The following is a 13,051-nucleotide window of genomic DNA, read 5'->3' as shown; positions in this document are numbered from 1 at the left end:
GGGTCCGGCGACAAGAGCCACCCGAAACCTGATTGCTGGCAACAGTGCTGCCAGAGGGTGCGCCGCTGGGTCAGTGCCCGCCAGACACAGAATTGTTTTCTTTGGCCGCTAGCTTGGATTAATTGTGCGCAGCCGAGAAGTCAGGGGATTCGTCCATGCAGCGATTCGAGAATGCCCGCGAGGCGGCGCTGGCGCTTCGGCCGGACGATCCGGTCTACTGCTTTCGCCCGCAGGTGCTGAAGGCGGATGCCAAACAGTTCATGGGCATGTTTCCCGGCAAGACCGCTTACGCAGTCAAGACCAATGGCGAGCAGATCGTGCTGAAGGCGCTGGTCGAAGCCGGCGTCACCGCTTTCGATGTGGCCTCGCCCGGCGAGTTCGCCGCAGTTCGCGCCGTCTCACCCGACGCCGAGATGCTCTACATGCATCCGGTCAAGGCGCAGTCGGACATCAAGCTTGCGCTGGAAAAATACGCCATCCGCGTCATTTCGCTCGACCATGAGGACGAGATCACCAAGCTGACGCGGGTGGTGCGGGCGCTTGACATCGATCCGGGCTCCATCAGCGTGTTCGTGCGCATCCAGACCAAGGGCTCGGCGGCCTATGAACTGTCAAAGAAATTCGGCGCCGGGCCGGCCTATGCTGTGGAACTCGCCGAGCGACTCAACCGCACCGGCTACAAGGTCGGCCTGTGCTTCCATGTCGGCAGCCAGATCGAGGATCCCGACACCTATGAGCGGGCGCTGGCCTCCGCCGATTGGGTGCGCAACCGGCTGACCTTCGACATTGCGGGCCTCGATGTCGGCGGCGGCTTTCCCGCCGAGTACGGCCATGACCCCAATCGCAAGCAGATCGAGATGCCGTCGCTCGGCCAGATCATGTCGCGGCTGTCGGGCGACCTGAGGGAATACCAGTTCGACCAGATCCCGTTGGTGGCCGAGCCCGGCCGGGTGATCGTGGCGCGCTGCCTGTCGCTGATCGTGCGGGTGCTGCTGCGCAAGGGCAAGCGGCTCTACATCAATGACGGCATCTGGGCGTCGCTGTCGGATTCTTGGACCGGCAAGATCACACTGCCGGCCCGCTTCATCCCCGATCCGGCCATCCGCTCGCGCAATGGCGAGGAAAAGAACATCGTGCCGTTCAAGGTCTGCGGCGCGACTTGCGATTCCGTCGACATCCTGTCCCGGCCGTTCTGGCTGCCGGAAACCGTCGACACCGGCGACTGGATCGAGATTGGCCATATCGGCGCCTATTCGCTGTCGCTAAGAACCCGCTTCAACGGCTTTTATCCCGATACCTTCGTCGAGGTGACGACACCCTTCGATGAAGGCGATGCGCCGCAGGGATTCGCCAGCCTGGAGACAATGGCGGATTAGGCGACGCCTCCACCGGCCTGGATATTCTCGCCGGTCAGCCAGCGGGCCTCGTCGCTGGCCAGGAAGACCGCGACATCGGCAACGTCGCGGGGCGCGCCGATCCTGCCAAATGGAGACATGCCGGCCGCCACGGCGCGATCGCGCTCGGGAAGCAGGTCCGTGTCGGTGAAGCCAGGCGACAGCGCATTCACGGTGATGCCGCGCGGTCCGAGTTCACGCGAGAGCACACGGACGAATTGTTCGACGGCGCCCTTGCTGCCGAGATAGAGCGCCGTTTGCGTGAAGAACATCTTGGTGCCGCCGGTGGAGACCGCGATGATGCGGCCGCCGTTTCGCACACGGCGCGCTGCTTCCTGAAGCACGAAGAACGTGCCCTTGGCATTGGTGCCGAAGACATGGTCGAAATCGGCTTCGGTTGCCTCGGTCAGAGGCTTGATGACGGCGACGCCGGCATTGGCAACCACGATGTCGATCGCGCCGAACTCACTCTCAGCCTCGTCAAACAGGCGATGAATATCCGAGACGCTTGATATGTCGGCCTGGACGGCGATCGCCTTTCCTCCCTTGCCGGCGATGGCGGCCACGACCTCGTCAGCGGCTTCGTGGTTGCCGACATAGTTGACGACGACGGCAGCGCCCTTGGAGGCGAGTCCTTCGGCGATGGCTCGCCCAATGCCGCGCGAACTGCCGGTGACGAGTGCGGTTTTGCCTTGCAAGGACTTGGGCATGATACGTTTCCTTCAATCATTCAGGCCCGTGCCGGTTTCATCTGACGGGTCCGCTAGTCGAGAGATAGGGCCATGCAACTGATCAGATAATGGCCTATTATCTGACTAGCTTGTTAATCTAGGGATACACAATGCGCGGTTCTGAATTCACCGAGTTCAAGGCATTCGCCGCAATCGTGGAAGAGCGTAGTTTCGTCCGCGCCGCCGCCCGGCTGCGTGTTTCCCCGCCGGCGCTCAGCCAGTCGATCCGGCAACTGGAGGCTCGCATCGGCGTCAGGTTGCTGAATCGCACGACGCGTAGTGTTTCACCCACTGGTGCTGGCGAGACGCTGTTTGCGCGCCTTGCCGTTGCGTTCGAAGAGCTGGAGGGCGCCGTAGCGGACATTCATGCCGCGCGTGATCGGCCGGCGGGTTCGCTACGAATAAACGTGCCGCGTGTTGCCGCGGTGCGGTTCATCGGCCCGATCCTTGGCGACTTCCAACGCGCCTATCCTGATATCGCGCTGACCGTCATCGTCGACGATACCCTGACCGACATTGTCCGAGGACGGTTCGATGCCGGAATCAGGCTTGGCGAGCGGCTGGAGAAGGACATGGTGGCAGTGAAACTGAGCGGGGATTTGCAGATGGCGGCGGTGGCCGCTCCCGTCTATCTCGAAAATCGGGCCATACCGCGCCATCCGCAGGAGTTGCATCAGCACCAATGCATAAAATTCCAGTGGCCTGGTGGCGGCAACCTCTATCGATGGGAGTTCGCGCGCGGCAAACGGTCTCTGGAAATCGCCGTCGAGGGCAGCCTGACTGTCAACGACACCGAGCTGATGCTGAACGCGGCGCTGGGTGGAGCAGGCGTTGCCTACATGATCGACTATCAGGTCCAGTCCTGGATCGATGCGGGCAGGCTGATGAGATTTCTAGAGCCCTGGTCGCCCAGCTTTCCAGGCTTCTTCCTGTATCACCCGAGTTCGAGGCACGTCCCCCCGGCTTTGCGGGCATTTATCGACTTCGTCCGGGCAAGGAGTAGGGAATAAGGAACTCAGCTTGGGCAGATTCTACTCACAGTTTCCCCAAAAGCTCCGGCGTCGGCCAGCCGTCTACCGGCATGCCGAGCCGCATCTGTTCCTTGCGGATGGCTTCGCGGGTGTTGGTGCCCAGAATGCCGTCGACGGTGCCGACGTCATAGCCCCTGGCTTCGAGCTTGGTCTGCAATTCCTTCATCTGGTCGCCATTGAGCCCGGTTTCGGGATTGCGCGGGTCGAACTGCTTTGCCCCGGCCAGCCGGCTGGCGAAGTTGGCGGCGGTCAGCGCGTAGGTGAAGGACTGGTTCCATTCGAGATAGACGTCGAAATTGTCGTAGGCGAGGAAGGCCGGACCTTTGCGGCCCATCGGCAGCGCCAGGCCGGCCTTCAGGCCATTGTCGATCAGCGGCGTGCCATCGGGATTGGTGACGCCCCAGGCGGCCCATTGCGACAGCGGCAACTTGTTGGTGCGGCCGGTCTGCTCCCAGGGCATGTCCTCGGGCACGCGCACTTCCTCGATCCAGGGCTGGTCGCGTTTCCAGCCGCGCGACAGCACCTTGTTGGCCGTGGTCATGATCACGTCGGGTACGCTGCGCCTGAGGTCGACGATGCCGTCGCCGTCGCCGTCGACTCCGCGCGCGAGATAGTCGGAAGGCAGGATCTGCGTCTGGCCGATCTCGCCGGCCCAGGCGCCGGTGACGTCGGCCGGAACGACGCCGCGATCGATCAGCGTCAACAGCGGCACCAGTTGCGGCCGAAACAGCTGGGGGCGGCGGCAGTCATGCGACAGCGTCACCAAGGCGCTCAGCGTGTGGAAATCGCCCTGCACGGCGCCGAAATCGGTCTCCAGCCCCCAGAAGGCGGTGATGATCGGCGCCTGGACACCGAACTGCTGGTCGGCGCGCGCAAAGATTTCGGCGTATTTCTTCAGATTGACCGCGCCCTGCTTCAGCCGGTAGGCCGAGATCATGCGGTTGGAGAACTGGATGAAGGTCTGTGCGAAGACGCCCTGGGCGCGGTCACGCGCCAGCACCTTGTCGTCGACGGTGGCGGCTTCCAGTGCGTCAAGGCCCACAGCGCCGACACCGGCCGCCTTGGCTTCCGCCGCCACGCCTTGCTTCCAGGTTTCGAAGTCGCCGCCGCATTCCTGCGCCCCCGCCGGCATCGCCGTAGCGCCGAGCAGCAGGGCCGCGAGCAGCCCGGAGCGCAGGCGGCTCCTCGACTGTTTCCGGCGTAAATATCCCAGTGGTTGCAGGTAGGTGCGCATGGGACGTCGAAAAGCCGGCGGCAGAGCCGGTGTCAACGGGTGTTCTGCCGCAGCCACTTTTTCCAGGCTGACTCAGTGCCGTTGAAGACGTTGATATCGGACTTGCCGGTCATGCCGGGAACGATACCGGTTCCGGTGTATTGCCAGAAGGTGAAGGGGTGGCTGCCGTACTTCTGGCGGGGGTGGCCGGCGACCGAGCGCAGCCAGTAGGGATAGCCGCGGAAGGTCGAAAGGTCGTTATCGTCGAAGAAGTCGACCGAGGTGTAGATGATCGGCTTCTTGCCATAGTGCCGCTCGATCATCTCGAGAAAGGTGGTCATTTCGGCCCGCACCGTTGCCGAATCCGGGCGCAGCCTGCAGGTCGGCGATTGCGGGTTCCACTCCATGTCGAGCACCGGCGGCATGGCCGAGCGGTCGACGGGCACGTTCTGGATGAACCAGCGCGCCTGGGTGGCGGCCGGCGTGCAGAAATAGAAGAAATGGTAGGCCGCGCGCGGAATGCCATTGGCCTTGGTGCGCGACCAATGCTCGTTGAAATACTCGTCGAAACGGTCGCCGCCCTCGGTCGCCTTGATGAAGGCGAAGGAGATGCCGCTGGCCTTGGCCGTCGGCCAGTCGACCGAGGTCTGGTATTTGGAGACGTCGGTGCCGTGAACGGCATAGTTCCAGGGCGCGCCGGTATCCCATTCATGCGGCTTGGAGTCTTCGAAACGCGGTGCGCGCACGGCAACCGTCGGGCTGCTGGATGGCGACATCGAGGGCACGAGATCGCTGGCGGTCGAGCAGGCGGCCAGCAGCGTCAACGTGATGAGGGCCGCAAAACGGCGCATCGCATTTCCCGAGCCGGAATCAGCCGGTCGCTGTTGGGTTGTCGTTGCAAGTGCCCCTCAGGCGATCGCCCCACAGCATCGCCTGATACGCTATTTTCGTGCATGTCGTTGTCTCAAAACCGCTGCGCACTTTTGGGCGACATGCATCAGTGATCGCCGATCATGGTTGATAACAGGTTGACGGCGCTCGACAAGAACACCGATTGTGCGGAAGCAATGGCGGCAAATCGATGACATAAATCGGGCCGCAAGCCACGGCCAGCGGAAAAGCAGGGACGGAAAGATGCGGATCGCCGTGAAGATCATCAAATGGCTGCTCGGCCTGGTCGTGTTGGCCATAGCCGCCCTGTTTACCTGGCTCTACATCGCGCCGCCCGACCTGATCCGGGTCGGTTCCGGTTATTCCGCCAAGATTGTCTGCTCCAATGTTTTTATCGCCGGCCGTGATCCCAATGAGGTGCTTGCCATCGACGTGCAGGCGCCCGGCCATCCGCTTCTCAGGCTGATGAAGGTGTCGGTCGACAAGAACAGGGGGACCGTCTCGGCCGGGCTGCTTGGCTTCCTCGGCAAGAGCGTTGCCGTTGCGCGCGCCGGCCTGGGTTGCGCCTCGGTTCCCGATGGCGACGTCGGCAAGGCACGGCGCACGTCAATCCCTGCCGAGGCGTCGGCGGCCACCAAGGGCGATCTGTGGCCCGAGGGAGATCGAGTCGATGCCTCGCAAAATCCCGAAATCAACAAGATCCTCGACGGTGCGGCGATGACCGGCATCGGCATGCGCGCCGTGGTGGTGGTCAAAAATGGCCGCATTGTTGCGGAGCGTTATGGCGACGGCTTTTCGGCGAAAACGCCGCTGCTGGGCTGGTCGATGACCAAGACAGTCAACGCCGCGCTCGTCGGCACGCTGGTCAAGGACGGCAAGATGGCGGTGACCAATCAGGGCCTGTTCGGCTCATGGAAGGCGGACGGCCGCGCCGCCATCAGCCTTGCCGATATGATGGCGATGTCGAGCGGACTCGAGTTCAACGAGGATTATGGCGACGTTGCCGATGTGACGCGCATGCTCTACCTCGAACCGGATATGGCGGGCTTCGCCGAGGCCAAGCCGCTGACCGGCGACGTCGGCAAGGTCTTTTCCTATTCGAGCGGCACGGCGGTGATGCTGTCGCGGCTGTGGCAGGATGCTATCGGCGACAAGGACAAGGCGCTGATGTGGCCAAGGACAGCGCTGTTCGGGCCGCTCGGCATGCAAAGCGCGGTGCTCGAAACCGACGAGGAGGGTACCTTTGTCGGCTCATCCTACCTCTATGCCACGGGGCATGACTGGGCGCGGTTCGGCCAATTCCTGCTGCAGGGCGGCGTCTGGAACGGCAACCAGATCCTGCCGGCCGGTTTCGTCGACTGGATGCGCGAACCGGCACCGGCCTCGAAAGTCTACGGCAAGGGGCAACTTTGGATCGAAGCCCCGGGGGACGAAGGAAATCCCGGCGCCGGCGTCGCCGCCGGCCTGCCCAACGATACCTACTGGATGGAGGGCCATGACGGCCAGACGGTCGCCATCATCCCGTCGGAGCAACTGGTGGTGGTGCGGCTGGGGTTGACGCCGGCCAAGCTCGGCTACCGGCCGCAGGTGATGGTCGGCGCGCTGATGAAGGCACTGCGCTAGCTCCCTTTACCCTCCCCTTGATGGGGAGGGTCGGCGCGTAGCGCCGGGGCGGGGTGCCTGGCACTTCACCCCCCCCCCCCCCCCCCCCNGGGGCGGGGTGCCTGGCACTTCACCCCCACCCGCGCCTTCGGCGCGACCTCCCCCATCGAGGGGGAGGTAAGAGTGCGCGATCTTGACGACCGCCAGCCAGGCATAGCCGCGATAAAGCGCGCGGAAACAGAAGCTTGCGCCGGTTCGCCGAGATTCCGATTCCAAGACTTCGCGCAATGATTCACGTGGCGTGACATGGAATTTCTTGAGCCAGCCGCGCAGCAATGACCGGAACCAGTTGGGCAAGCCTTCCTGCTGGCCGAAATCGACGACATGCAGCGAGCCGCCGGGCGCGAGTGCCGCAAGGGCTGCCGAAACCGTCTTTTCCCAACCGGGGATCATCGACAGCGAATAGGACACGAAGATGCGGTCGAAGCGCTCGACGCCGAACAGCGTCTTGGCGTCGAAATCGGTGGCGTCGCCGCGCGCCAGCACGGCGCGGCCGGACAGGCCGTCGCGGCCGATCGCCTTGCTCGCCGTCTCCAGCATCTCGGCCGAGATGTCGAGGCCGTAGAGGCGGGCGTCGGGATAGCGGCGGGCGGCAAGCGCGATGTTGCGGCCGGTGCCGCAGCCAAGTTCGAGCACTCTGCCATTCGCCGGCACATCCAGCCCGGATATCATCTGGTCGCGGCCGAGCAGGTAATATTTGCGAGTCAGGTCGTAGATGTGGCGCTGCCAGCGATAGACGCCGTCCATCAGTTCGGCATGGTCGGCCGGCAGCTCGCTCGCGCTCATGCCGCGCGCTTCACATAGAGGTGGAAGCCGCCATAGATGGCCGAGCGGTCGCGGGCCGAACAGTCGCGCGAGGCCTCGTCCTCGTAGGTCCACTGGTCGAGCAGCGAGATCGAGACGCGGCCCGGCAGCAGGCTGGGCTCGGCGGCGGTACGGAAGATGACTCGGGCGCCGACCGAGGCGGTGCGGGTGATCTCCGACCAAAGGGCATTGAGCTGGTCGTTCGTCATCCAGTCCTGCGCGTCGAGCAGGACGAAACGGTCGACGGTGCCTGCGTCCTTGCCGGCCAGAAATTCGATCAGATTGGAGTGGTGGATGCCGACGCGATCGACATTGTTGCGGATCGCCTTGTAGTTGGCCTCTTCTAGATAGGCGGGCAGGGCGGCCTCACCCGGATTGGGATAGCGACGGGCGAAGGCTTGCCAAGCGAAGTAGTTGTTCTTCAGCGGAAAATCGCAAGCGAGCTTTTCCAGCCGGGCCTTCAGCACGCTGGCCATCGAACCATCGCCCGAGGTGATCAGCGAATCGTACTGCGCCGGCGGAATGCCGAGGCCGAACAGCGAAGCCTTGCGCGAGGTAGCCCAGCGCAACAGCTTCTTGTCGAAGACCGGCGCCAGCTCTTCGTTGAAGAAGCGGCGCTGGTCGGCGAGGCTCTTCGACGCCATGATACCGGCGGGATCGACGCCGAAGAATTTGGCGCTGCGGTGGCCCATGGCGATGAACAGGCCGAGCAGGCCGGTCTGGTAGAAATTGCGGTCGAAGACGGTGATGCGCCGGCGGCCGCGCCAGCTGCGACGCTCCCAATAGTGGCGGCTGACCGGGTCGAGATGCGGCGCGATGAAGCGGTCATAGGCTTGCGAATTGTGGTTGGTGTCGGCGGCGCCGAAGAAACGGAACAGATCGCCCTGCGAGGGCAGATGCCGCACCGCCTCCAGCTTCATCCGGTTCAAGGCGATGTGGGCGGCGTTGAGGTCGACCGCATCGACGCGTTCAGGCGAGCGGGTGAGGTAGGCGAGGATGTTGCAGCCGCCCGACGCTATGGTGACGACGCGGTGGCCCTGGCCAAGCTGCATGGCCTCCATGTCGAGTTCAGGGTCTTCCCAGATCTGCGGATAGACGAGACCGGAGAACAAGAGGGCGAACAGCCGCTCCGAGATGCCGGCCTTCGACAGCGGGCGGTTCCGGTAGACGGCTTTTCCAACTTCCTTGCCGCGGCGAAAAACGAGATCTGCCGAAACGTCCGTCATGGCTAATGATTCCCCGTTTGCTTTGGCGCAAGCGGGTAGCGCAGGGGCATGACAGGCGGGTGACAGGCTGTTGACGCGAGTTCAGGCCTTGCCAAATCCCCCCGGTGTCGGCGTTGTCAGGATGACGGCGTCGCCGGCGTCGAGCACGGTCTGGTCGCAGGCCTTCAGCGTCTCGACGCTGCCGTCCTGGCGGCGGACCTTGGTCGAGCCGACCTGGCCGTCACCGCCGCCATCGAGGCCTTGCGGCGGGCGGTTGCGGTGCGAGGACAGTATGGCGCATTCCATCTTTTCGAGGAAACGGATCGTCCGCCTGGTGCCGTCGCCGGCATCCCATTTGCCTTTGCCGCCGGAGCCCTCGCGAATGTGAAAATCCTCGAGCAAAACGGGAAAGCGCAGTTCCAGCACCTCAGGGTCAGTGAGTCGCGAATTGGTCATGTGGGTGTGAACCCCCGATGTGCCGGCAAAGCCACGGCCGGAGTTCATCTGTCCGGCCGGCGAACCGGAGCAGATCGTCTCGTAATACTGGTACTGCTTGTTGCCGAAGGTCAGGTTGTTCATCGTGCCTTGCGCATTGGCCATGGCGCCCATGGCTCCGAACAGCGCGTTGGTGACATGCTGCGAGGTCTCGACATTGCCGGCGACGACTGCTGCGGGGTAGGCCGGCTTCAGCATCGAGCCGTCGGGGATGATGATGTTGATGGGCCTGAGGCACCCGGCATTCATCGGGATCATGTCCTCGACCATGACGCGGAAGGCATAGAGCACGGCGGCGCGGGCGACGGGCTCGGGCGCGTTGAAATTGTTCTTCTCGACCTTCGAGGTGCCGGTGAAGTCCACGGTCGCCTCGCGCTTTTGCCGATCGACGGTAATCTTCACCTTGATCACCTGGCCGGTGTCGGTCGGGTATTCGTACTCGGAACTATCGGGCAGCCGCTCCAGCACGCGGCGCACGCTTTCGGCGGCGTTGTCCTGGACATGGCCCATATAGGCTTCGACGACATCGAGGCCGAAATGGCCGACCATCTTGCGCAATTCCGCCACGCCCTTTTCGTTCGCGGCGATCTGCGCCTTGAGGTCGGCGATGTTCTGGTGCGGGTTGCGGGCGGGGTAGGCGTGGTCGGTGAGCAGCGTTTGCAACTCCGTCTCGCGGAATTTTCCACGATCGACAACGCGGAAATTGTCGAACAGCACGCCTTCCTCGTCGACCGTGGTGGCAAGCGGCGTCATCGAGCCGGGGGCAGTGCCGCCGATATCGGCATGATGGCCGCGTGAGGCTACGTAGAAGATTACTTCCTCCCCCCTTGAGGGGGAGGTGGCGGCGGAGCCGCCGGAGGGGGTCGTTGCGGCAGTGCTCGACGCTCTTGCGGTGCCTTCTGAGAGGACCCAACCCGGCCGCTGCGCGGCCACCCTCCCCTCAAGGGGGAGGGAAAACACCGGCGTCACCACCGTGATATCAGGCAAATGCGTGCCGCCATTGTAAGGGGCGTTCAGCGCAAAGACGTCGCCGGGATGGATGTCGCCGGAGTTCAGCCGGATGATGGTTTCGACCGAGCGGTCCATGGAGCCGAGATGCACCGGCATGTGCGGCGCGTTGGCGACCAGCGCTCCATGACGGTCGAAGACGGCGCAGGAAAAGTCCAGCCTTTCCTTGATGTTGACGGAATAGGCGGTGTTCTGCAGCGTGACGCCCATCTGCTCGGCGATCGACATGAAGAGGTTGTTGAAGACCTCCAGCATCACCGGATCGGCTTCGGTACCGAGGGCAGCCGTGCGAACTTTCCGTTCCGTGCGGCGAATGACGACGTGATTGAGGTTGGTGATTTCGGCCTGCCAGCCCGGCTCGACGACGATGNACGATGGTCTGGTTCGGCTCGATGATCAAAGCGGGGCCTGGGACCAGATTGGATGGGCGCAGGTTTTCGCGGCGATGGATGCCGGCCTCATGCCAGCGGCCCTCGGTGTAGATGCGCCGCGTTCCGGACGCACCCGCTTCAACCCTTGCCGGTCCGGCGGGCGCAACGGCTTCGGCCGTGGTCTCGACGATCTCGGCGCCTTCCACGCCAACGGTCTCGACGATCATCGGCTTGTCGTCATAGACGAAACCGAACTGCGCCTTGTGGGCCAATTCGAAATCGCGCCTGGCCTGGAAGATAGAGTCCTGTTCGAAATTCACCGGCAGCGTGGTGTCGGTGCCGTCATAGCGGATGTGCAGCACCGGCTTTGCCGCAATCTTGTCCTGCGCAATGCCTTGCGCTGCCAATTCGGCGATGACGGCTTTTTTCAACGTGCCGATGAGGCTGGCGATCTCGGTCCTGGATTCTTCGGCAAGCGGCTTCAGGAGCGCCTGCTGGCGCGACGCGAAAACCGACGACAGGCCGATACCATAGGCTGAGAGCAGACCGGAAAAGGGGTGGATCAGTACCGCCTCCATGCCGAGCGCGTCGGCAACCAGGCAGGCATGCTGGCCGCCGGCGCCGCCAAAACAGTTCAAGAGATATTCAGTGACGTCATAGCCGCGCTGCACGGAGATCTTCTTGATGGCATTGGCCATGTTTTCCACCGCGATGGTGACGAAGCCTTCGGCGACGGCTTCCGGCGTGCGGCCATCGCCGATTTCGACGGCCAGCGCAGCGAATTTTTTGCGCACGGCGGCCACATCGAGCGGCTGGTCCTGGCCTGGGCCGAAAATTGCCGGGAAGAAATCGGGCTGCAGCTTGCCCAGCATGACATTGGCGTCGGTGACGGCCAGCGGGCCGCCGCGCCGGTAGGCGGCGGGGCCAGGATTGGCGCCGGCGGAATCCGGGCCGGCGCGGAAACGGCCGGCTTCGTAGTGCAGGATCGAGCCGCCGCCGGCAGCGACGGTATGGATGCGCATCATCGGCGCACGGATGCGCACGCCGGCGACCTCGGTGTCGAAGGCGCGCTCATACTCGCCGTCATAATGGGCGACGTCGGTCGAGGTGCCGCCCATGTCGAAACCGATGACTTTCTCGAATCCGGCGAGTTTCGCCGTCTCGACCATGCCGACGACACCGCCGGCCGGGCCGGACAGCAGCGCGTCCTTGCCCTGAAACATGTCGGCGGCGGTAAGCCCGCCCGACGACATCATGAACATCAGGCGAGGAGATTGGCCAATCTCCCCCCTCGTGGAGGAGATGCCCGGCAGGGCAGAGGGGGGCGTGACGGAATGAGGCGCTGGCGGGACAGCGCCCCCCCCTGTCGGCTTTGCGGACTGCCCTTCGCTATGGCTCCGGGCGTTCGTCGCTGAAAAAGCCAAATCGTTGGCTTTTTCTCGGCCTTTGGCCGACCGCTCCTCACCCCCCACAAGTGGGGAGATTGGCGTCGCGCCCAGTTCTCCCGCCACCCTTTGCACATAGCGCGACAGGATCGGCGACAGATAGGCATCGACCACGGTGGTGTCGCCGCGGCCGACCAGTTTGATCAGCGGCGAGACTTCATGGCTGACCGAGACTTGGCTGAACCCGATCTTGCGGCAGACTTTCGCCACCGCCTTCTCGTGGTCGGGATATTTCCAGGCATGCATGAAGACGATGGCCACCGCATCGATGCCGTCGGCCTTCGCCTGTTCGATGGCGGGCCGGCAGGCGGCGATGTCGAGCAAGCGCTCGACCTCGCCATTGGCGCGCACACGCTCGTCGATCTCGATGACTCGCTCGTAGAGCTGTTCGGGAAGGATGATCTCCTTGGCGAAGATGTCCGGCCGCGCCTGATAGGCGATCTTCAGCGCGTCGCGAAAACCCTTGGTGATGAGCAAAAGCACACGGTCGCCCTTGCGCTCCAGCAGCGCATTCGTGGCAACGGTGGTACCCATCTTGACGTCACCGACCAGGCCCGGAGGAATAGCGGTGCCGGATTTGAGCCCCAGAAGCTCGCGGATGCCGGCTATGGCCGCGTCGGGATAGGCTTCGGGATTTTCCGACAGGAATTTCCTGGGATGCAAACCGCCTTGCGGATCACGTCCGATCACGTCGGTAAAGGTGCCGCCGCGGTCGATCCAAAAATCCCATTTCTTGTCCACGCAGAACTCCGGCATTGCATTTGGGTCCAGACTGTTAGTTCGGCATCGCCCGGCCCGCAA

8 protein-coding genes and 2 pseudogenes are annotated in these 13,051 nt (G+C 63.6%); 3 read left to right on the top strand and 7 right to left on the bottom strand.

The genetic code is table 11. The features are described from left to right. Nucleotides 1-155: 155 nt before the first annotated feature. The gene (locus X728_RS160925; RefSeq protein WP_023668250.1) at nucleotides 156-1,376 is read left to right on the top strand and encodes an alanine racemase; all 1,221 of its coding nucleotides are present in this window, start codon (nucleotides 156-158) and stop codon (nucleotides 1,374-1,376) included. Here the strand turns inward: X728_RS160925 and X728_RS160930 are convergent. Continuing rightward, nucleotides 1,373-2,104, bottom strand: a complete 732-nt coding sequence (locus X728_RS160930; protein WP_023830779.1) for an SDR family oxidoreductase — start codon at nucleotides 2,102-2,104, stop codon at nucleotides 1,373-1,375. The two genes, X728_RS160925 and X728_RS160930, sit on opposite strands and share 4 nt — an antisense overlap. Nucleotides 2,105-2,235: 131 nt before the next feature. Here X728_RS160930 and X728_RS160935 point away from each other — a divergent pair, with 131 nt between their 5' ends. Beyond that, nucleotides 2,236-3,135 carry a LysR family transcriptional regulator gene (locus X728_RS160935; RefSeq protein ID WP_023830778.1) on the top strand — a complete coding sequence of 300 codons (900 nt, stop codon included), beginning with the start codon at nucleotides 2,236-2,238 and terminating at the stop codon, nucleotides 3,133-3,135. Between the two features lie 25 nt (nucleotides 3,136-3,160). Here the strand turns inward: X728_RS160935 and X728_RS160940 are convergent, their stop codons facing one another. After that, a complete protein-coding gene (locus X728_RS160940; protein ID WP_023830777.1) occupies nucleotides 3,161-4,390 on the bottom strand; it encodes a lytic murein transglycosylase in 1,230 nt (409 codons plus the stop codon). A gap of 32 nt (nucleotides 4,391-4,422) precedes the next feature. Next, nucleotides 4,423-5,220: a GH25 family lysozyme gene (locus tag X728_RS160945; RefSeq protein ID WP_023830776.1), complete on the bottom strand. Its 798-nt coding sequence runs from the start codon at nucleotides 5,218-5,220 to the stop codon at nucleotides 4,423-4,425. Nucleotides 5,221-5,503: 283 nt separating this feature from the next. On the opposite strand from X728_RS160945, the gene X728_RS160950 reads away from it, so the two are divergent. Further along, nucleotides 5,504-6,883: a serine hydrolase gene (locus X728_RS160950; RefSeq protein ID WP_023753539.1), complete on the top strand. Its 1,380-nt coding sequence runs from the start codon at nucleotides 5,504-5,506 to the stop codon at nucleotides 6,881-6,883. A 168-nt stretch (nucleotides 6,884-7,051) separates the two neighbouring features. Here X728_RS160950 and X728_RS160955 read toward each other — a convergent pair. From X728_RS160955 to X728_RS1000000171360, 4 genes and pseudogenes are all read right to left on the bottom strand, one after another. After that, a pseudogene (locus X728_RS160955) lies at nucleotides 7,052-7,708 on the bottom strand (methyltransferase domain-containing protein); the annotation flags it as partial. Then, nucleotides 7,705-8,952: a DUF3419 family protein gene (locus tag X728_RS160960; RefSeq protein ID WP_023830774.1), complete on the bottom strand. Its 1,248-nt coding sequence runs from the start codon at nucleotides 8,950-8,952 to the stop codon at nucleotides 7,705-7,707. The pseudogene X728_RS160955 and the gene X728_RS160960, both read right to left, overlap by 4 nt. 81 nt (nucleotides 8,953-9,033) lie before the next feature. Beyond that, nucleotides 9,034-10,644, bottom strand: a complete 1,611-nt coding sequence (locus tag X728_RS1000000171365; RefSeq protein ID WP_245266093.1) for a hydantoinase B/oxoprolinase family protein — start codon at nucleotides 10,642-10,644, stop codon at nucleotides 9,034-9,036. Between the two features lie 220 nt (nucleotides 10,645-10,864). Continuing rightward, nucleotides 10,865-12,991 (bottom strand): annotated as a pseudogene (locus tag X728_RS1000000171360) (hydantoinase/oxoprolinase family protein); the annotation flags it as partial. Nucleotides 12,992-13,051: the final 60 nt, after the last annotated feature.

Source organism: Mesorhizobium sp. L103C119B0, assembly GCF_000502235.1.
Taxonomy (GTDB): domain Bacteria; phylum Pseudomonadota; class Alphaproteobacteria; order Rhizobiales; family Rhizobiaceae; genus Mesorhizobium.
The sequence above is the reverse complement of the archived record's forward strand: the minus strand, read 5'-3'. Positions and strand labels throughout refer to the sequence as shown.